Origin of the sequence: Halodesulfovibrio aestuarii DSM 17919 = ATCC 29578, assembly GCF_000384815.1 — a bacterium.
In the GTDB taxonomy this organism is placed as follows: Bacteria; Desulfobacterota; Desulfovibrionia; order Desulfovibrionales; family Desulfovibrionaceae; genus Halodesulfovibrio; species Halodesulfovibrio aestuarii.
Map to the genome: position 1 here is coordinate 1 of NZ_ARQF01000019.1, position 19,064 is coordinate 19,064.

Consider the following 19,064-nt stretch of genomic DNA (forward strand, 5'->3'; position numbering starts at 1 on the left):
ACGCTGCCGTCGGCCGCAAGCGTATCTTCCGTGACGGAACCGCTCAGGCCGCTCTCGAAGACCGGACCGTCGTTCGTGCCGTGAATCGTCACGGTCAACGACGCACTATCTGAAGTCTGCCCATCAGAAACAGTGTAGGTGATAGAATCCGTAAGTGTTCCCCCATCACCCAATGCCACAACGTCTGAATCTTCATTATCCAGAGTATACGTCCAGTTACCATCTGATCCGAGGGTAAATGTTCCGTACCGTCCCTTAGATGTAAACGGAGTAACTGTTAAAACGTCACCGTCAGGATCAATATCATTTGTAAGAACATTACCTGACACGACAGGGTTGGAGGCAACGCCATTAAAAATATCTTTGTACTCTTCTGCTGTTACGTTGCCACTAAAAGCATCAATAGTCTCATTATTGTCATTAACGGCAACAACAGGGGTGTTTTCAACTTCAGTTACGAATGAATTAGAAGAGGGAGAAGAAGAAGATAGGCTGGGGTCATCATAAGCATGGCGGATTTCTTCATTCTGAAGGCCATCGTAAACAGAATCAAACCCACTCAGGTCTGACAAGCTGGAACTATGTGGTGATGAAGACGCATCACCCGCAGCTGTATCAATGACACCATCTTCCCCTATGGCATCCATGATTGCTTCCGCTGAAAGAACGGTGCCGTCCTGCAGAACGACTACAATCGACTCAGGATTATTTGCAAACCCCGTAAGCTTAAGAACAGATTCGTCTTCAAACGTTAAGATAAGATTATTCCCGTCTTCAGTAGCTTGAACTGTGTTCAAATCAAAATTGAAAGAAACATCCTGTTCAGCATTGACGGCAACTTCTAGAACTTCACCAGCAGCAGGCTTTTTTACTATCTGAATCTTTTTATTATGTGCGACCATTATTCCCCCCCTGTGGGAAATACAAATAAGATTGACAGCTTCCCCAAACCCCAATCTTAAATGACATCAAAAAAAGCTATATCAAATTTAGTACTATAAATATATTAAATGAAACATATTAAGAACATTAGATTATCTATTTTTCAATAGTTTTTTTCCTTTCTTTTCAGGGCACTAATACAAGAAAAAGATGACTACTTTTTCTTTTCTTTTCTTTTCAATGTATTAGATATGATCGTAAAAGTAGCACAGGATAAATGTTAAAAGTAAATCTTTGTTAACAAGCCTCGACAGTACGATCGCACTTAACTTTACCATTGCATAAATAAATTAAAAAAGCGGAGAAACTAAGTTCCTCCGCTTCATAGCAGTCAGTATTATGAAAGCCTTACTTGCCAGATCGACAGTCACTACACACACCATATAGGTACATCCTGTGACTAGTCAGAACAAAACCATGCTTAGCAGCCAGTTCATCCTGTAGGCGTTCTATCTGGTCGTCAATTACTTCCAAATTTTTTCCGCATCGTTCACAGATCAAATGATCATGATGTTTGCTACCGTAACTTTGCTCATAACGAGCTACGCCATCGCCAAAATGAACTTCTTTAGCGATACCAGAGTCACAGAGTAGCTTCATAGTTCGATACACGGTTGCCTGCCCAACTGAGGGGTCAGCTTTCTTAACGCGCTCGTACAATTCTTCTGTAGTTAAGTGTCCTTCATCTTTTAAAAACACTTCAACAATCAGCATACGCTGCGGAGTAACCTTCAGGCTATTCTTTGCAATATAATCAGCAAAGACTTGAATTGGCTCTTTCATACGTCCTCGGCTTGTGTTTCACAAATGATATAAGACAATATACTTACTCAACACAAATCGCAAGCAAGCTTACTCTACTCTGCAAGACTCTACAGAATTTCACTAATATTCCAGCCATTCGTTTCTGCAGCTTCGCGCACACCGTTTCCACCAAGCACGCAGATATGCCCTTTTTCTGCCGCTGCGTGGAGCACATCGGCGAAAGAGTGGAAATGATCAAGCGTTGTTGACAAAATCTCATCACGCATCTGTTGACGCATCGCTTCAGTATCACCAAGCATTTTACGAGTAACAGCGGCAGAACCTTTAGCATCAGGAAGCATATGAGTATCAAGATCTCCGATAGCACCTATGATAGCCTTTTCCAATTCTGCCTTACCAAGCTTGAGATTCTGTAAATACGCAGCTGATCCGTCAAATGCTTTCAACGTATTTTCAAGGTTCGGATCGCGGTAGGAAACCTGCGCAAGAACGCCTGTACTGCGATCAAACGCTGCAAACGCGCCATACGCACCACCTTGCACGCGAACTTGATCCCAAAGCCATCCCATACGCAGATGTTTGAAAATCACATTAGCAGAGCCATGATATTTATAGCCAAGTGCGTATAGGTCAGCACCCTTGCCCACATAGTTGACCTGTGCAGGAATAAGGAATGCCTCATTTGCAATAGCAAAGGTTGGCTGCCATAACGCTGATTCAACTGGACGCTCAGGCAAAACTTCAATAAAACCTTTCACAAGGCTATCTACAGCATTAAGCCCACTTGATTCAGCAGTGACAGAAATAATCGTTTCAGACTTTTTAAGAATAGCTGCACGAACATGCTCTAAATCAGCAAGCACTTCATCCCAGTCTCCAGCAATCCTATCAGCCAAAGTACGAATGAATCCGAGATAACTGATACCGCCAGTCTGTTCAGCCACCCAGCCTGCTACATCAAAGCAGCCACGTAGATGGGACATGACTATCATATGACCGGACGGAACAATCCCCTGTTCGATACGAGATTTTTCTTCCAGAACGATAGAACGGAAGCGCTCCTTATTATCAAGCTTGGCATCCAGAACCACGGTCTGCAACAACTCAAACAGATCAGAAACCTTATCTTCAGTAGCTTTGCCGTAAACCACAAGTTTTGCAAGCGGATCACGCTCACCAATCGTGGTCGCGGTCATAAGATCGGCACTGATCCCACCTGTTTTTGCTGCAATCCGCATACCCAGCTCAACAAAATCAAGCTTGTCTGTTCCGACCTCAGTCAAACATCGACCAAGAAGTGGTACGTACGGAAGCAACGAAGCTTCCAGCCCGGCAACATCAAACGCAGCCGAAGCATACACAACCCCGTTTGTTTCCAGATCATGCGTATACACAGCCACACCGGAATGTGCTGCTTCTTTCTGCGGAATTGTCTTATTTTCTGCAGGAATGTCTTCGATAGTAAGGCGAGGAATACTAGCCACAGCATCATCACTATCCGGAGTCTGCTGCATTTTCTGTAGCAAAGCTGTATTTTCAACAACAGCAGCCAGATCCGCGCTACTCATTTCATTACGAACTTCGGCAAGACACTTCTCTACCCGTTTTGTCCGCTCTTCCTGCAAGTCTTCGTCCGGTACAAGCAGCACTGTTGTGCGATGATTATTGCCCACGAGGAATGCGCTGATAAGGTCTTCAAACAGACGATCACCATTAGCAAGACGCTCTTTAATAAAATTAAGAGGCTCTTCAAATGCAATAAGAGCCAACGGGTCGGCGTCGTACAGCCACGTGGTCAAGGAACGAACCATTATGGACAAGCCAACGGGGAACCGACCGGAGTTGTTCTCACGGAGATCAAATTCAATACTATTCACAGCAGCTTCAATACACTCTTTATCAATACCGTCCTTAGCAAGGCCGTTAAGCGTATCAAAAATCAGAGCTTCAACAACGTCTGCATTCTCAGATTTAATACCGGAAAGACCGGTGGAGAAATACATCTGACGCAATTCGTTTTCCAGACCGACGCCCGCAAGATCCTCACCAAGGCCAGACTCGATAAGAGCCTTACGCAATGGAGACGCAGGCATACCTATAAGTATCTGCTCAAGCATCTGGAATGCGAGGTTCAATTCTGCTTCGGAAGTTTCAGGAAGCAGCCAGTTCATAGTAAACATAGCTCGTCCCTGATGCTCACTGGTTGCAGGACCAGCAGCATACCCTTCCAGCAGTGCGACGGGACGCTCAAATTCTTCCTGAAGCGGTACGTACGAATCTACTTCCAGTGCGGAGAAACGCTCCAAGGTTCCTGAAAGCTTTTCAAGACGTTTTGCTTCATCATCATCGCCCCAGAAGAAAAAACGCCCGTTGGAAGGATGGTAATAAGTCTCATGGAAATTTTTAAACTGCTCGTACGTAAGCTGAGGAATAACTTCAGGATCACCGCCGGAATCAAGACCATACGTGATATCCGGAAAAAGTGACTGCTGAGAACGCTCATGCAACACACTATCCGGAGAACTGTAAGCACCACGCATTTCATTGTATACGACGCCACGGTAACTTAACGGGTCTTCAACATTTTCAACATGGTAATGCCAGCCTTCCTGCTCAAAAATTTGCTCATTAATGAGTGGGAAAAACGCCGCATCAAGATAAACATCTATTAAGTTATAGAAATCCTGAAGATTGGTTGAAGCTACAGGATAACAAGTCTTATCCGGATAGGTAAACGCATTCAAAAAAGTCTGCAAAGAACCTTTAAGTAATTCTACAAACGGCTCTTTTACAGGAAACTTTTCTGACCCACATAACACGGAGTGCTCCAGAATATGCGCAACACCTGTTGAATCGGATGGTGGAGTTCTGAAGGATACGCCAAACACCTTGTTTTCATCGGCATTGTTCATAGACAGCACTTGTGCACCAGTTTTACGGTGTTTCCACAAACGGGCAGTTGTTGCCAACTCTTCTACACGCTGTTCATCAACAAGTTCAAAGCCGAACTGTTCTGTCATTGTCTTCCTCCGGAATATCCATTTTTCTCTCGTCTCTGCCTGCCTGCAGAGAACAGTAATCTTTATGATACAATAAGATATAGATAGGCTTGTTCGCCGTCCATATATTTTGTCTTTGAACCAATAGTTGCACAGCTTTCAACAAATCAATAAGCCGACACAAGAATGCGTCGGCTTATTGCCATATCTTTTTGTAACTGCAGAATATAGTACAAAGCTCACCCTCTGTACCCTGCATCAAATTTTTTTTCTAACACGCAACTTCGCTTGTCAGGGGGTCAGTTTCAACAGCTTTGACAACACGGTTACGACCATCGCGTTTTGCACGGTACAACGCGTTATCTGCACTTTCATACAACTCATTAAATATCTGCGGAGAAAACTCTTCAGTTGAAGACACTCCCAATGATATTTTAACATTCAAGGTTCGCCCATCCGGCAGGACAATCGGAGTATGTTCAATCCGATCCCTGATACGTTCGGCAAGCCTCATTGCACCATCAGTTGTTGAACCCGGCAGCAGAAGAGCGAATTCCTCACCGCCGACTCGCGCCACAATATCAGTCTTGCGGGCTGTTGTCTGCATAATATGGGCAATCTGTTGCAGGACTATATCACCTACAGAATGCCCGTACTTGTCATTCACATACTTAAAGTGATCAATGTCAGCCATGAGCAACGCCATATTCTGGCCTGTCCGCTCTAAATGAGCAAATTCCTGATCAGCCCGTGTAAGCAGGTACCTGCTATTATACAACGAAGTAAGCGGATCCAACAGACTCATTCTGGCAAAATGCTCTTCACTTTTACTTATACACAGCGCAAACCCGACCATAACAAAGGTACTACCTACTGTTATGTATGAATACAGCGCAACTTCGTACAGAGGATCAACTACTTTCAACTGAAGTACGTGAGTAATACCGAGCCATCCCAAAGGGGCACAGATACCTAAAAGAAATGCCTGAGCAGCTCGTTGAAACCGGCTTTGCTCATTAAGATAAAATATATTCTGAATAATGCGCAGCATCTGTCACTCCTCAGAAGCAGCTAAACACTCTGCGTCCCTCCATTGGAATGCAGATACGCTCTAGCAATTGAATGCAGGTCCTCGTAATCCATACGCGAAGCGATTCCTATGCAAAGTTCAGTAGACATAGCACACTTAAACTGCATGTCTTTAAGCAACGCTTTCTTGTGTTTCTTCAACCATTTTCGGACAAAAGGAACATCAAATCCGTCGATCACCATTGAGAGAGCGTCCCTGAAGTACACGGATGAGATAAGTGGCAACAAGGCCTGACACGCATCCTTCCCCTCATGCCGCGCGTAAAAAATATAAAAGAGCAACGCCACAATAAGCTTATCATCCGGCACCTTGTACCCGACATCAAAAAAACGCTCCCGCCCTTTGTATTTGTCCGGCATCAACCGCAAAAGCTCCTGAGCAAACCGGATGGCTTTGTCTCCTGGAAGCGGTGCCTGAGGAAAATCAGCATAAAGCTTTGCAACGCTTCGATGAGGATTCTCCACAGTTGCAACATCCAGCACTGCAACCCGCATGCAGTCAAACCTTCGCTCCATAGAACTGAGCATGGTCTGTGTTTTAACTTGCGCCATCTTCCGGATGGTCTCTTCTGAAAAATTGCCGAAACCTATCTCTAAGAGGTATCGAATATATTCTTCCGAGGTATGCTGTGCCTCTTCATGAATAGGTTTAAAATTTTTTTTGTTGCCCACCAACTTCTTTAACGACAGCCAGTAAGCTGCGACGCCCTCCACAGGCATCTCCAGTAAATCAAAATCGTGTTTTATATCCGCCATACACTACCCTTCACTATAACAATAGAGACGTCCAGCCCACCATATTACAGTGATAACGTAGCAGTATGGTAAACGCAACACATGAAAAGCAAAGGTAATAAATTTGAGCACAACAGCGCAAAAGCACACGCTTTACAGAGTGCGTCTTCAAATTTTTAATATAGATTGCTAGGCAATACCCATGCTAGCCATTAGCGGCATGCAACGTTTCAACCATCGTGGAAAAGAAATCATCTGCACATGAAGTGCTGTCCAGCCCGCATAATCCGCGGACGACAGAGGCCAGTAAGTGTAAATCTAAGGCAACATCAAAAAGTCCGTTATCAATGCGGCACTGATCGTTCTCAACGCGCATTTTGTAAACTCTTTGATCTTTATTCACTCCATCAGAGACAACGACGGAGTAGACTTGTTCTTTAGCGTCTGTAAGATAAAGACGCTGTTTTGTGATAGTTCCCGCCTCATGGTCATGGTACGAATTTTCAGAGCACAGCATTCCTGTAAACTCCATATCTGCACCGATATCATTCGGCAGCATAAACGTTCTCATGCCATTGGATTCAGAAAGCATAGTCATCCCGGACCTCCTTAGGTGGGTAACGTTAGCTGTTCCGGCCCCCGCGGTTTTTTAGGTTTTGTGTCTACCGGTTCCCGCTCCGGTTCCGGTTCGACAACCTGCTGTTCGACCTTCTCGAACAATACACCGCCCCCCTGAGCTTGCCAAAAAGCTTCAAGATCAACACGAGAGACTCTGTAGCCTCGCCCAAGCTTTGCTGCTTGCAGGCTACCGTCTTTAATCGCTCTGCGAATGGTCTCTTTATGACAGCTAAGAAGTTCAGCTGCCTCACCAAGTGTGTACGTATGCTTTATGCCAATACTCAATGTTAATACCAAATGCGATTACAATGCAGCGTAAAGCTATTCTGCCTACCAGAACACCTTACTGCCGACTCTTAATGAATTATGGGTAACAGTATAACTTTCGATCAACCAATGTCAACTTTACCTGCATTTAGACCACTCTACACAACTTGTTTCTATTTTGAAACACTGGCATCAAATAAATCATACGTATTGTTAAAGTAAAATACACTACATGCTATTTGCTTATTCGAGCACAAAAAAGCTTCGATCATATCGAAGCTTTTGAAGAAATAAACATTCGGACAAAATTACTGCAGAAACTACCGCTCACACGGGGCAGCGTGGTTGGGAGGCCCAAAGCCTTCACCCGGGGTATAGCTGTTGCGCAGACAATGAGATAAATAAATCTGCGCCTTCTTCACTGCTGGCTTCAATTCAAAGCCATGTGCCAAAAATGTCGCAATTGCGGCTGATAGAGTACACCCTGTACCATGCGTATTTTTTGTTGCAACACGCGAATGGTGTATCCCGAGAGGAGCTACATCAGGGAATCCCAACCAATCAACCAGTTCTTCATTGTTCTCATCAAAATGCCCGCCTTTCAGCAACACGGCTTTAGGCCCCATGGCAAGAATACGCTTAATTGCTGTTGCAACATCTGCTTCTGTTGTAATTTTGATACCGGCAAGCATTTCTGCTTCCGGCTTGTTAGGTGTCACCACAGTTGCAAGCGGAAGGATTCGTTCGACAAGAGCGTCTACGGCATCCTGCTGTAACAACGCATGGCCGCTAGTGCTCACTGATACAGGATCAATTACAAGCGGGAAACTGTGCTTAATAAGTACATCTGCTACACCAGTAATAATTGGTGCAGAAAACAACATACCCGTTTTGGCTGCAGCAATCGGAAATCCTTCCAAAACGGTTGTTAGCTGCTGCACAACAAAGTCCGGTTCCGGCGCGTGAATCCCTGTTACGCCCAGACCATTCTGTGCAGTCAACGCCGTAATAACACTTGTACCGAACCCACCGAGCACGGTCATTGTTTTCAAATCTGCCTGAATTCCCGCGCCTCCACCGGAATCTGAACCAGCAATAGTAAGCACGCATGGATGTTTTTGCATTCTATGATCTCCTGAAAGGTTGCCTACAGCGTTACCCAAGGACAGGATACTCGCAAGGAAGACGCCCTGCATAATCACGCTGAAAAGCATTATAAAAAAGCCCTGCTACGTTTGCGGCAGGGCTTAACTTTCTTTTAAACAACGGCGTCCATGAGCAAATTGTCACGGTGAATCGCTTCTGTGTAGCAACTGGCACCCATAATGGCTTCCAGTTCATCGCTATGCTTACGCAAAACTTTTTTTAGATCACCGGATGCATAGTTTGTAAGCCCCATACCAATGACAACATCATCTTCTGAAACAACACGAACAAGGGCACCCTGACCAAATACGCCATCAACACGGATAATCCCTGCCGGAAGCAAACTTTTGCCACGTTCAACAAGTGCTTTTTCCGCACCGGCATCGACAATGACTGATCCTTCCGGATCAGAATGATAGGCAAGCCAGTATTTGCGGCTGGAAACTTTTTTGCTATCCGGACAAACCCATGTGCCCATTTTTTCACCGGAAAAGGCTCGAACAATGGCGTCTTTCTGCAAACCGGATATAATAAGTGTCGGAACACCAAGCTGGGCGGCACGACCAGCAGCAGTGAGCTTGGAGAGCATACCACCTGTACCTACTGTAGTCTTACCGCCACACATAGCCTCAAGATCAAGAGACTGAATGTCTTCAATAACTTCAATTGGCTTAGCGTTAGAATCACCATCAGGGTTGGAAGTATACACACCTTTTGCAGAAGTGAGATTTATGTACAAATCCGCATTCACAACGTTAAGAAGCAAAGAGGCAAGATTATCATTATCCGTAAACGCCAATTCAGCAGTCGCTACCGTATCGTTAGCGTTCACTATAGGAATAGCTCGCCACGCAAGCAAGGACGCAAAGGTGTTACGCGCGTTAAGCAGACGATTACGGTCTTTCAAATCATCACGGGTAAGCAGAACTTGTGCAGACAACTTGCCGTTGGCGGTAAACTCTTCATTATAAAAATGCATGAGTCTCCCTTGACCAACAGCTGCGGCAGCCTGCTTGTCTGGAACGCCTTTAATCTCACAACATGTTTTCAGAACAGTTCTGCCTGCGGCGACCGCACCGGAAGAAACCAGCACAACCTGTGTCCCACGGTCATGCAACTGCGCCAGCTGATGTGTAAGGTTTTTAATAACGGTAAGGTCAACCCCCAAACCGGAAGTAAGGACAGCGCTACCCACTTTAACAACAACACATTTAGCCTGGTTCAGAACCTGCTCGCGCTCTTGTTCCCAATCCATGATTCACCTGCGATTTATTCTTCAGTCACCCATACAACTTCTACATCGGAGAAGTCATCGTCATCCTCGTCTTCGTCCTCAGGTTCCCATGTACGTGCAGTGTTAACTGGCGCGCTCATGTCGAGAGTATCACGAAGTCTCCACATCTCTTCTACCACTTCTTCTACACCAACACCGTCAAGCGCAGACATGAAGTAGATGGTACGACCATCTTCAGCAGCTTTTTCCTTAAGATGCTCTACAAGCTCTGCATCAGCAAGGTCAATTTTGTTTATGACCTGAATCTGCAAACGATCACCGAGCACAGTATCAAACTTAACAAGCTCTTCGTTAATAAGGTCGAAACCGGACCAAGGATCTTCCAAGTCAACGTCTTCAATGCTTAGAATATGGACGAGGAAACGGGTACGTTCTACGTGCTTCAAAAAGCGGTGTCCAAGCCCCTGACCTTCGTGTGCGCCTTCAATCAGACCCGGAATATCCGCAATAACCATACGCTGGTCAGTATCATACTCGTTAATCATTACACCAAGATTTGGTGTAAGGGTCGTAAATGCATAATTTGCAATCTTTGGACGAGCAGCGGATACTTTAGAAATAAAAGTAGATTTGCCAGCATTTGGAAGGCCGAGAAGGCCGGCATCAGCAAGTATTTTAAGCTCAAGACGAACCTTGATCGATTCACCTTCTTCACCGGGCTGGGCAAAGCGGGGAGTGCGCATTGTTGCTGATTTAAAAAATTCATTACCATGACCGCCACGCCCGCCGCGACAAAGAAGAATTTCTTCATCCGGTTCGGAAAGGTCAGCCACAAGTTCTTCAACGCCATCTGCACGAATAGCATAGAGAAGCGTACCAACAGGCAGGTCAAGAATCAGATCCTTACCTTTACGGCCGAACATCTGGCTACCGCCACCGGAATGGCCGCCTTCTGCCGCATAGTTACGCTTTAAACGGAAGTCGTAGAGGGAAAGCAATTTGGAGGAACCGCGTACATACACGCTGCCGCCATCACCGCCGTCGCCGCCGTCCGGACCACCTTTAGGGATAAATTTTTCTCTGCGAAAAGATACGCAGCCGTTGCCGCCCTTGCCGGCACGAATATTGATGATTGCTTCATCGACAAAACGCATAATTAGTTGCCTTGCTTATGGTTAGATTTTTGCGAAATTATATCGCATGTGCCCGCGTGCGTACAGGGTGAGATATTGTATAACGGGGTACGGAGACATTGCCCGCAGTAAAACCCGCTCTATACACAAAAAAAAGGCGGAAGCGCATTGCGACTTCCGCCTGTCAGGTCACTATAAAAGTGGATTACTCAGCAGCAAATGGAACAATGCATACACGAGTTTTCACAGCTTTTTTGCGCATGTACTTTTCGTACTTAACTACGCCGTCAACCTTTGCGAACAGGGTAAAGTCTCTACCCATGCCTACGTTTTCACCAGGGAAAACTTTGGTGCCGAGCTGACGAACAAGGATGTTACCAGCAAGAACACTCTGACCACCGTAGCATTTAACGCCACGTCGTTGGCCGTTCGAGTCGCGGCCGTTTCTGGAACTACCACCAGCTTTCTTATGTGCCATGATTTACACTCCTTTCAAAAATGAACTAGGCTTCAATGCCTTTGATTTTAAGAGCAGTGTATGCCTGACGGTGACCCTGCTTTTTACGGGAGTCATGACGACGACGTTTTTTGAAGATAATAACCTTCTTGCCGCGGCCATGCTCGAGCACTTCAGCGGTAACTTTAGCGCCTTCAACGTAAGGAGCGCCTACGGAAAGCTCATCACCACCAACCAAAAGAACTTTATCGAGAATGATTTCGCTGCCAGCTTCTGCTTCGAGCTTCTCAACAAAAATTTTTCCGCCTTCTTCAACACGGAACTGCTTACCGCCAGTTTCGACGATTGCGTACATAATATTTATCCTCCAAAGAAAGAAAGGTAGACTATACCTCTTTCCAAGGAAAGGGTGTCAACCTGGTTTGCTTTTTTAAGAGCAATGTCAAAAGGGAAGCAATGCCCTATCATGTGGATTTGCGATTGACAAGTATCTATTTACACTTTTTAGCCAGTTGAACCAACAAAAAAGAGAAATACTCCCCGTTATATGGGGCGGGAAAGCTACTGCCTTATTGCTCTGCTTATTTATGCCGCGAACATATCATTGCAGATAAGAAAATTTATAACTGACAGGACCATACGCTTCTAGTAGTCACTAACTGAGTGTGTCTCATCTCGTGTCCGGAGAGAAGTACCGCACCAAGGCCCTCCCCCAAGGCTTTTCTCTCCGGACCCTGCAATCATTAAGGTTTTACCTTATCCCGATATTTAAAAGCCCTGAAATTCAGGGCTTTTTCTTGGCATTTCAACCAACAACCTATCCTTACTGTATATTACTCCTGCATCACCAGGCAATTGCAACATTCAAGCCTCGTTATATGCAGCCTTGATAATATTTCAAGCCAATGAAGTTTTCTTACGTTGTATCTCCAGTTATCAAAACACAAGCCTTCCCCCCCCCACCACAGCATAACAAGCATAGTTACTAACGATGCTATTGCACTCTCCTTTATTGCCACCTCAAGGCCACAAAAGTACCAACAACACGTTCAAACACAACGTCCCAACACACATATGAGCTTATGCGCTCACTCTACGCATTGAGCACTCTCCCAAATAGCATCGACACCTGTCTTCGCTGCTGTGCACCACTGCCACACGGCAAAAAACGCTTCCATGACGTGAAACAATTCGTAACACAGTTTCATTTTTCAAAACAAATAAATACAATTTATTCGCATAAATAATCAATCAAACCGCAAATTGCATGTAACTATATCTTTTTTACCGCTTGCATCTTGAAAAAAATAGCCGTATCTAACACTCATATTATTGAGGTGCAGCACTGTTTGTTCCATATAGACAGATGCCAGCTCAAAGGGCAGTCAGCTAACTCCACTTAGCGATCTATCCCTCCCCCTCAATAATAAGAATTTGTAAGACCTGTGCAATTAGTGGCCATAGTATAAGATGAGATACGATAACGATTTTTTTTACTTGGCATATCCGGTTCTTCTCCACTTTCCGGATAACCGCACACTAAGTACTTGTCTAACATTTAGCCCGCTTTCGTGGCAGAAAGCGGGCTCTTTTTTTTACCCACAGCGCATTACATTCTTCCCAATCAGCATCTTCAATAAAAAAACACTGCATACTAGCAGCGCTCTTTACTACAAACAAAAGCCACACACCAAACAAATCACGTACTCTTAACATCGTGCACTGTTCAACGCTCTTTTTTGTTTGCATATAAAGCAACTTTTTTCATTTTATGCACTTTTGTTCCATTGATTCTATCAGAAACCACAACAGCCTAACTTCACTATGCAAACATACCTTCATAATCTACTTTGCAAACCTCGTAACCATGGTTCGGCAGTTATGTCCAAAAACTTTACCAATCAAATTAAGACATTATATGTAGGTGCTGATATAGCAATAAAAGCTGTTGCGAATGAGAGAGGTAGCACGTAAAAATACTACGTAGAACATATTGACGAACAAGGACTGAATCTTATGAAAGGCATTATCCTCGCTGGAGGCTCCGGCACACGACTGTACCCGATTACTCGCGGAGTATGTAAGCAGCTGTTACCAGTATACGACAAGCCGATGATATACTACCCACTGTCAACTCTTATGCTTGCAGGCATTCGCGAAATCTGCATTATATCTACTCCGGAAGATCTTCCCCGATTTAAAGGAATGTTTGGAGACGGCTCCCAGCTCGGATTACAACTAGAATACATTGAACAGCCCAAACCGGAAGGTCTGGCGCAAGCATTTATTCTTGCCGAAGAATTCATCGAAACCTCTTCCGTCAGTCTTATCCTCGGCGACAACCTGTTCTACAGCGACGGCTTGACAGAAATGCTGGAACGTTGCGCCACGACGACACACGGTGGAGTTGTTTTCGGTTACCATGTGCAAGACCCGCAGCGCTATGGCGTTGTGGAATTTGACGCAGATTTCAACGCATTGAGCGTAGAAGAAAAACCGGAGGAACCTCGTTCCTCTTACGCGGTCACGGGGCTGTATTTCTTTGACAACCGTGCGGTAGAATTTGCCAAGCAAATCAAACCGTCACCTCGTGGTGAACTTGAGATTACTGATATTGTAGACATGTATCTGCAGGAAGGGACTCTTAAAGTAGAAGTACTTGGTCGAGGCATGGCATGGCTGGACACTGGAACATTTGATTCCATGCAGCAGGCATCTTCCTTTGTACAAACAGTGCAGAACAGACAAGGATTGAAAATTGCCTGCATTGAAGAAGTTGCTTTTAATAAAGGGTATATAAATAAAGAGCAGTTACGTGAATTAGCTCAGCCAATGCTCAAAAATGACTATGGTCAATACTTGATGCGACTCGTGGGTGCATAGCTTTTAAAAGATTAAAAAAAAGAAAAAGACCGTTACGCAATTGCCAATACGTAACGATCTTTTTCTTTGTAGACATACCATTTTGGGTTTTCCCCGAAAAACGGGAGAAACCAGTAACCAAGGTTCTAATGGTCGAGATGTTCACCTTTTTTAATGCGGTAAACCGCAGTGGAACAAATAACCACAAAGTAAATAAATATAAGACCAACACCCACAAAGCCCTGTGGGGTTGAGTGCATCATGCCTTCAAAAAGCTCACCTAACATAGCTCCACTCCTTTACTCTTTCCTATAACCCCTGCAACGCAAAAAAATTAGTTGCGCTATTTAGTAAAAATGTCAAGATCAGTTTTGCAAAATCAGTAAAACTTTTTTCTGTTATTCCTTGTAACACAAGGCATATTACTTTTTATAATCATTTCTTCTACTTTCATCTTAACCGGATTTCATATGACAACCAAAGATTCACAGTTCGCTAAGGGCGACACTCTTACCGTGACCATCGACGCACTCGCAACTGGCGGGAAAGCACTTACACGTTTAGACGGCATGGTAATTTTCATGGACAGGGGGCTCCCCGGCCAAACTGTTGAAGTAAAAATCACTAAAAAGAAAAAACGATTTGCAGAAGCTGTCCTCTCCAAAGTTATCAGTGACGCTCCTGATCAAATCACTCCACGCTGCGGCCATTTCGGCACATGCGGCGGCTGCCTGTGGCAGAATATGGAATATAGCAAACAGCTTGAATGGAAAAAACGTTTCGTATCCGACAGCCTGAGCCGCATTGCTGGCGCACAAGATCTCGAGATTAACGACCCGATCCCGTCCCCCGACACCTTCTACTACCGTAACAAAATGGAATTTGCGTTCGGTGACAAGCAAGGTGACATCACTGTCGGATTGCGCCGCTACGGAACTCACAATGTTGTAGACCTGCAGGAATGTTACCTGCAGACCGAACACACCATGGAAATTCTTGACCTCGTGCGTGAATTCGTAAATTCAACACCGGCATTGACTGCGTATGACCCAAATACCCGCCGTGGCTACCTGCGTTTTCTCGTCATTCGTGAGACGAAGCACACTAACCAGTGCATGGTACAAATAATCACCTGTAAAGATACGACTAACGGAGACCAGCAACACCGCGCCATCCGTCAGCTCGGACAGCTTCTGCAGGAGCGTATGAATGTAACAACCTTCATACACTCACTTCGCACGCACACCTCACAGGTTGCATATGGTGAAAAAACATATGTTGTTCTGGGGCAGAAATCCCTCACCGAAGTACTAAACTTCGAAAACGGTATGCCTTCTCTTTCCCTTGCATCCCATGCAGACGGTTTCTTCCAGGTAAATACAGACGCAACGGCACGTCTTTACGGTACAGCCATTGACCTTGCAGAACTTTCCGGCACTGAAAAAGTCTGGGATCTGTACTGTGGAGTGGGCGGTATTGCCCTTTCGGCAGCCCCTAATGCATCCGAAGTTTTTGGTATGGAAATCACCCCGCAGGCAATCGCATCTGCAAATGAAAACGCAAAAATCAACAACATCGAAAATGTTCGATTCGTCAGCGGTGACGTACGCAGTGCACTGGAAAACGAATCTTCCAAGCCGGATGTAGTATTTGTTGATCCGCCGCGTTCTGGTATGAATCAGGAAGTTGTAGACTTAATTATGGAGCGTACGCCGCAGCGCATTATCTATGTTTCCTGCGACCCTGCTACACAAGCACGCGACATTGCGACACTGAGCGCGCTATATACTGTTACAGCTGTCCAACCTGTTGATTTATTTCCGCAGACTGCACATATTGAAAACATTATCCGCCTCGACTTAACCAACTAACAATTGCCACTTAAAAAAGAGCGGGACAGTTTGTCCCGCTCTTTTTTGTCCCCTTCTCCCTAATGACACACTCTATGGTAACCTACCAAATACAAGCTTGCTTCAAATCAGAAAAAGGACATTCCTCCCTCTTTCTGCAAACTTTTGCACGCACGCCAGTACTGCTGGAGCTAGTCACAAAACCCAGTTATTTGTCCACTCAACCAGCTTGTTTTGTGTGAAAAAAAGAACAAAAAAGCAGCTTCATAAGTTGACGCAGGGTACCACGCGTGATAACTCCAAAACAACTTGTGAACGATTGCACGAAGTGATCTAGCTTATGCAGCACTTTCGCACGCTAAGGGAAATCATTTATGGTCGTTAAGAAAAACAAGGGAGCTAATCCCGGAAAATACGTTGATACAATGGGAACAGTCGGAACGATTGGTCTGCACATGGTATCTCACCCCGCTGTGGGGGCGGTGGCCGGTTATTTTCTGGATGATTGGTTAGGAACGAAGCCTTGGATGTTCATAGCATTTTTGATTCTCGGCGTAATTGCCGGTTTCAGAGCTGTGTATGCTGACACAAAAAAGGTAATGAGGAATCAGGAAAGAGAAGATAATGAAAGATTTCAACGAAAAGATTGAAAAGCATCTGTATTCAAAAGGATTCAGACTGCCTGACATCCGCTCGATTCTTCGCATCCAGATTCAACTCTGCGGCATTGCCATAATTGCAGCATTATGCACAGTCTGGTTTAGCATGTGGCCAATTACATTTGCAATTGGGGCAGTAATAGCCACATTTAGTTTCTTCTCAGTTGCCAAGTTCATACAGCAAATCATCTTGCGCGAATATGACCGAAGTATGCTGTGGGGAATGCTTTTCAGATTTTATGGACGTCTGCTTATCGTCGGAGTGGTAGTTGCCGCTTTGATTGCAAAGGCACATGTTCCTATGATGGCACTTGTGTCCGGTTTGGCTACAAGTATGGTAACGATGCTCATCTGGATGATTTCCAATCAGAATGAGCGGAAAACCAAGGAGGCTTAGGATATGGCAAGTGGTTTGCCTCATCCGTTGCTGCTCGCGCCTATAGTAGGCATGGACAGCATGACAATCAATGGGGAAGTAGTCAATTTTAGCCATGTGTTTTACACATGGATCGCCATGGCGATTCTATTCACTTTGGCCTTCCTTGTACGCGGACAAATAAAACTTGTCCCCGGAAAGTTACAAAATGTTTTCGAGGTCATCATTGGCGGTCTCGAAGATTTCGTAGTGAGTAACATCGGTGAAGACGGAAGAAAGATCTTCCACGTTCTTATCGCGCTGTTCCTCTTTATTATTACAATGAACCTCATGGGCCTTGTTCCGGGCTTTGATGCCCCGACTGCTAACGTTAATACAAACGCAGCAATGGCTCTGTTTACTTTTGGTTACTACAACTGGATCGGCCTCAGACGTTGGGGCGTTGGTTACATCAAGCACTTCTGCGGCCCATTCTGGTGGCTGTCTCCGTTGATGTTACCACTTGAACTTATTTCTCACTGTGCTCGTCCACTTTCTCTGACACTCCGTCTTTTCGGTAACATCAGAGGTGAAGAAATCGTTCTGATCCTGTTCTTCCTGCTGGCACCTATCGTAGGTACTATTCCGATCTACTTCTTGTTCGGTCTTGCTAAGTGCTTGCAGGCATTTATTTGGTTCATGCTCAGCATGATCTACCTCAAAGGCTCTCTCGAACACGCGCATTAGTCCGCATGTTCCGGCCTTATTCCGGGGGAAATGGTCTTTGACCAACTAACATAAAATAATTTTAGGAGTGTTTCAAAATGCGTAAGTTTCTTATGATTGCTCTCAACACCGTTGCTCTGATCTCTATCGCAGCTGTTGCATTCGCATCAGAAGGTGCTAACACCTACGGCGATCTCGTTTACTTTGGTGCTGCTCTCGGCATGGCTATTGCTGCTGCTGGTTGTGGTATCGGTCAGGGTCTTGGTCTGAAAGCTGCTTGTGAAGGTACTGCACGTAACCCAGAAGCATCTAACAAAATTACTGTTGCTCTCATTCTTGGCTTGGCATTCGTTGAATCCCTTGCTATTTACGCTCTCGTTGTTAACCTTATGCTTCTTACTGCGTAAGTCCACAACTTGCCTTTTAGAGGAGGCCGTTATTGCGGCCTCCTCTTTTTACCTTAAACTATGAGAATTATTTCACAAATTTGGAGCGTCCATGGCACAACAAAAAAGTGAACATATCCCAAGAGCGACCATTCAACGTCTGGCCGTATATGTTCAAGTGTTGGAAAATCTTCAGCGCGAAGGTACTGAAGTAATTTCCTCAGAGCCGCTTGCAAAAGCGTGCAACGTTAACGCTTCACAGATACGAAAAGACCTTGCCTACTTTGGCGAATTCGGTGTGCGAGGTGTCGGTTACTACGTAAAAAATCTTATCGCTTCTATCACTAGTGCTCTTGGTGTTGATAGAGAATGGAGAACCGTTCTCGTTGGCGTGGGCAACCTTGGTAAAGCTCTTTTGAATCATAAAGAGTTTCGTCTTCGCGGTTTTAATATTGTTGGTGCATTTGATTGTGATCCATTTAAAATCGGTGAAGAAGTATCTGGACTTGAAGTTGTTTGTACAAAACGTTTACGCGAAATGATTGGCGATAACGGCGCTGAAATTGGTATTATTACGACGCCACCAGAGCGTGCTCAACGTGCTGCTAACCACCTTGTGGAAGCAGGTATTAGCGGTATTTTAAACTTTGCCCCTTCCCGAATTACGGTACCTGACCATGTAAATGTTGAGTATGTGGACTTTTTCCACCATTTGTATGCACTGTCTTTCAATATTACTCATCCGAATACTAAATAGTGCATTTGGATATAAATTAGAAAACAACGCCTAATTATCGGGCGAAAGATATATTTCGTTTTTTACCCCGTATACTGTTGTATG

Annotated in this window: 20 protein-coding genes; 7 read left to right on the forward strand and 13 right to left on the reverse strand. The window is 44.9% G+C overall.

Features of this window, described 5'->3' with window-relative positions:
- The 12 genes from F461_RS17035 to rplU form a co-directional block, all read right to left on the reverse strand.
- A partial coding sequence (locus tag F461_RS17035; RefSeq protein WP_019999859.1) for a VCBS domain-containing protein occupies nucleotides 1–902 on the reverse strand: 902 nt, incomplete at its 3' end.
- A gap of 388 nt (nucleotides 903–1,290) precedes the next feature.
- Nucleotides 1,291–1,725 (reverse strand): Fur family transcriptional regulator, encoded by a 435-nt coding sequence (locus F461_RS0103975; RefSeq protein WP_019999860.1) that lies wholly within the window; start codon nucleotides 1,723–1,725, stop codon nucleotides 1,291–1,293.
- A gap of 89 nt (nucleotides 1,726–1,814) precedes the next feature.
- Nucleotides 1,815–4,727: an insulinase family protein gene (locus F461_RS0103980; RefSeq protein ID WP_019999861.1), complete on the reverse strand. Its 2,913-nt coding sequence runs from the start codon at nucleotides 4,725–4,727 to the stop codon at nucleotides 1,815–1,817.
- A gap of 250 nt (nucleotides 4,728–4,977) precedes the next feature.
- Nucleotides 4,978–5,757 carry a GGDEF domain-containing protein gene (locus F461_RS17040; protein ID WP_019999862.1) on the reverse strand — a complete coding sequence of 260 codons (780 nt, stop codon included), beginning with the start codon at nucleotides 5,755–5,757 and terminating at the stop codon, nucleotides 4,978–4,980.
- Nucleotides 5,758–5,777: 20 nt separating this feature from the next.
- Nucleotides 5,778–6,551: a hypothetical protein gene (locus F461_RS0103990; RefSeq protein ID WP_019999863.1), complete on the reverse strand. Its 774-nt coding sequence runs from the start codon at nucleotides 6,549–6,551 to the stop codon at nucleotides 5,778–5,780.
- A 184-nt stretch (nucleotides 6,552–6,735) separates the two neighbouring features.
- Nucleotides 6,736–7,128 carry a hypothetical protein gene (locus F461_RS0103995; protein WP_019999864.1) on the reverse strand — a complete coding sequence of 131 codons (393 nt, stop codon included), beginning with the start codon at nucleotides 7,126–7,128 and terminating at the stop codon, nucleotides 6,736–6,738.
- A gap of 11 nt (nucleotides 7,129–7,139) precedes the next feature.
- On the reverse strand, nucleotides 7,140–7,433 hold the full coding sequence (locus F461_RS0104000; protein ID WP_019999865.1) for a helix-turn-helix domain-containing protein: 294 nt from the start codon (nucleotides 7,431–7,433) through the stop codon (nucleotides 7,140–7,142).
- 302 nt (nucleotides 7,434–7,735) lie between these two features.
- Nucleotides 7,736–8,539, reverse strand: a complete 804-nt coding sequence (gene thiD, locus F461_RS0104005) for a bifunctional hydroxymethylpyrimidine kinase/phosphomethylpyrimidine kinase (RefSeq protein ID WP_026364602.1) — start codon at nucleotides 8,537–8,539, stop codon at nucleotides 7,736–7,738.
- A gap of 134 nt (nucleotides 8,540–8,673) precedes the next feature.
- On the reverse strand, nucleotides 8,674–9,816 hold the full coding sequence (gene proB / locus F461_RS0104010; RefSeq protein ID WP_019999867.1) for a glutamate 5-kinase: 1,143 nt from the start codon (nucleotides 9,814–9,816) through the stop codon (nucleotides 8,674–8,676).
- A gap of 14 nt (nucleotides 9,817–9,830) precedes the next feature.
- Nucleotides 9,831–10,949 (reverse strand): GTPase ObgE, encoded by a 1,119-nt coding sequence (gene obgE / locus F461_RS0104015; protein WP_019999868.1) that lies wholly within the window; start codon nucleotides 10,947–10,949, stop codon nucleotides 9,831–9,833.
- A gap of 184 nt (nucleotides 10,950–11,133) precedes the next feature.
- Nucleotides 11,134–11,406, reverse strand: coding sequence for a 50S ribosomal protein L27 (gene rpmA / locus F461_RS0104020; RefSeq protein WP_019999869.1), 273 nt, complete (start codon nucleotides 11,404–11,406; stop codon nucleotides 11,134–11,136).
- A gap of 25 nt (nucleotides 11,407–11,431) precedes the next feature.
- Nucleotides 11,432–11,740 (reverse strand): 50S ribosomal protein L21, encoded by a 309-nt coding sequence (rplU, locus tag F461_RS0104025; RefSeq protein ID WP_019999870.1) that lies wholly within the window; start codon nucleotides 11,738–11,740, stop codon nucleotides 11,432–11,434.
- Between the two features lie 1,661 nt (nucleotides 11,741–13,401).
- Here rplU and rfbA point away from each other — a divergent pair.
- The gene (gene rfbA, locus F461_RS0104035; RefSeq protein ID WP_019999872.1) at nucleotides 13,402–14,268 is read left to right on the forward strand and encodes a glucose-1-phosphate thymidylyltransferase RfbA; all 867 of its coding nucleotides are present in this window, start codon (nucleotides 13,402–13,404) and stop codon (nucleotides 14,266–14,268) included.
- Nucleotides 14,269–14,393: 125 nt separating this feature from the next.
- On the opposite strand, the gene F461_RS19295 is transcribed toward rfbA, so the two are convergent.
- Nucleotides 14,394–14,534: a hypothetical protein gene (locus F461_RS19295; RefSeq protein WP_019999873.1), complete on the reverse strand. Its 141-nt coding sequence runs from the start codon at nucleotides 14,532–14,534 to the stop codon at nucleotides 14,394–14,396.
- A 183-nt stretch (nucleotides 14,535–14,717) separates the two neighbouring features.
- On the opposite strand from F461_RS19295, the gene rlmD reads away from it, so the two are divergent.
- From rlmD to F461_RS0104070, 6 genes are all read left to right on the forward strand, one after another.
- Nucleotides 14,718–16,118 carry a 23S rRNA (uracil(1939)-C(5))-methyltransferase RlmD gene (rlmD, locus tag F461_RS0104045; RefSeq protein WP_019999874.1) on the forward strand — a complete coding sequence of 467 codons (1,401 nt, stop codon included), beginning with the start codon at nucleotides 14,718–14,720 and terminating at the stop codon, nucleotides 16,116–16,118.
- Nucleotides 16,119–16,471: 353 nt separating this feature from the next.
- Nucleotides 16,472–16,747, forward strand: a complete 276-nt coding sequence (locus F461_RS0104050) for an AtpZ/AtpI family protein (RefSeq protein WP_019999875.1) — start codon at nucleotides 16,472–16,474, stop codon at nucleotides 16,745–16,747.
- Entirely contained in the window at nucleotides 16,722–17,153 is a 432-nt protein-coding gene (locus F461_RS0104055; RefSeq protein ID WP_019999876.1) for an ATP synthase subunit I, read from the forward strand. The genes F461_RS0104050 and F461_RS0104055 overlap by 26 nt, the downstream gene beginning before the upstream one ends.
- 3 nt (nucleotides 17,154–17,156) lie before the next feature.
- Nucleotides 17,157–17,858 (forward strand): F0F1 ATP synthase subunit A, encoded by a 702-nt coding sequence (gene atpB, locus F461_RS0104060; RefSeq protein WP_019999877.1) that lies wholly within the window; start codon nucleotides 17,157–17,159, stop codon nucleotides 17,856–17,858.
- A gap of 77 nt (nucleotides 17,859–17,935) precedes the next feature.
- Entirely contained in the window at nucleotides 17,936–18,244 is a 309-nt protein-coding gene (locus F461_RS0104065; protein WP_019999878.1) for an ATP synthase F0 subunit C, read from the forward strand.
- Between the two features lie 91 nt (nucleotides 18,245–18,335).
- Entirely contained in the window at nucleotides 18,336–18,980 is a 645-nt protein-coding gene (locus tag F461_RS0104070) for a redox-sensing transcriptional repressor Rex (RefSeq protein WP_019999879.1), read from the forward strand.
- Nucleotides 18,981–19,064 lie beyond the last annotated feature (84 nt).

Coding starts and splice junctions, on each gene's coding strand:
- F461_RS0103980 (WP_019999861.1), bottom strand. CDS start 4,727: ATGACAGAACAGTTCGGCTTTGAACTTGTTGATGAACAGCGTGTAGAA.
- F461_RS19295 (WP_019999873.1), bottom strand. CDS start 14,534: ATGTTAGGTGAGCTTTTTGAAGGCATGATGCACTCAACCCCACAGGGC.
- F461_RS0104065 (WP_019999878.1), top strand. CDS start 17,936: ATGCGTAAGTTTCTTATGATTGCTCTCAACACCGTTGCTCTGATCTCT.
- F461_RS17040 (WP_019999862.1), bottom strand. CDS start 5,757: ATGCTGCGCATTATTCAGAATATATTTTATCTTAATGAGCAAAGCCGG.
- rpmA (WP_019999869.1), bottom strand. CDS start 11,406: ATGGCACATAAGAAAGCTGGTGGTAGTTCCAGAAACGGCCGCGACTCG.
- F461_RS0103975 (WP_019999860.1), bottom strand. CDS start 1,725: ATGAAAGAGCCAATTCAAGTCTTTGCTGATTATATTGCAAAGAATAGC.
- rfbA (WP_019999872.1), top strand. CDS start 13,402: ATGAAAGGCATTATCCTCGCTGGAGGCTCCGGCACACGACTGTACCCG.
- F461_RS0104050 (WP_019999875.1), top strand. CDS start 16,472: ATGGTCGTTAAGAAAAACAAGGGAGCTAATCCCGGAAAATACGTTGAT.
- rplU (WP_019999870.1), bottom strand. CDS start 11,740: ATGTACGCAATCGTCGAAACTGGCGGTAAGCAGTTCCGTGTTGAAGAA.
- F461_RS0103995 (WP_019999864.1), bottom strand. CDS start 7,128: ATGACTATGCTTTCTGAATCCAATGGCATGAGAACGTTTATGCTGCCG.
- F461_RS0104070 (WP_019999879.1), top strand. CDS start 18,336: ATGGCACAACAAAAAAGTGAACATATCCCAAGAGCGACCATTCAACGT.
- atpB (WP_019999877.1), top strand. CDS start 17,157: ATGGCAAGTGGTTTGCCTCATCCGTTGCTGCTCGCGCCTATAGTAGGC.
- thiD (WP_026364602.1), bottom strand. CDS start 8,539: ATGCAAAAACATCCATGCGTGCTTACTATTGCTGGTTCAGATTCCGGT.
- proB (WP_019999867.1), bottom strand. CDS start 9,816: ATGGATTGGGAACAAGAGCGCGAGCAGGTTCTGAACCAGGCTAAATGT.
- rlmD (WP_019999874.1), top strand. CDS start 14,718: ATGACAACCAAAGATTCACAGTTCGCTAAGGGCGACACTCTTACCGTG.
- F461_RS0104055 (WP_019999876.1), top strand. CDS start 16,722: ATGAAAGATTTCAACGAAAAGATTGAAAAGCATCTGTATTCAAAAGGA.
- F461_RS0103990 (WP_019999863.1), bottom strand. CDS start 6,551: ATGGCGGATATAAAACACGATTTTGATTTACTGGAGATGCCTGTGGAG.
- obgE (WP_019999868.1), bottom strand. CDS start 10,949: ATGCGTTTTGTCGATGAAGCAATCATCAATATTCGTGCCGGCAAGGGC.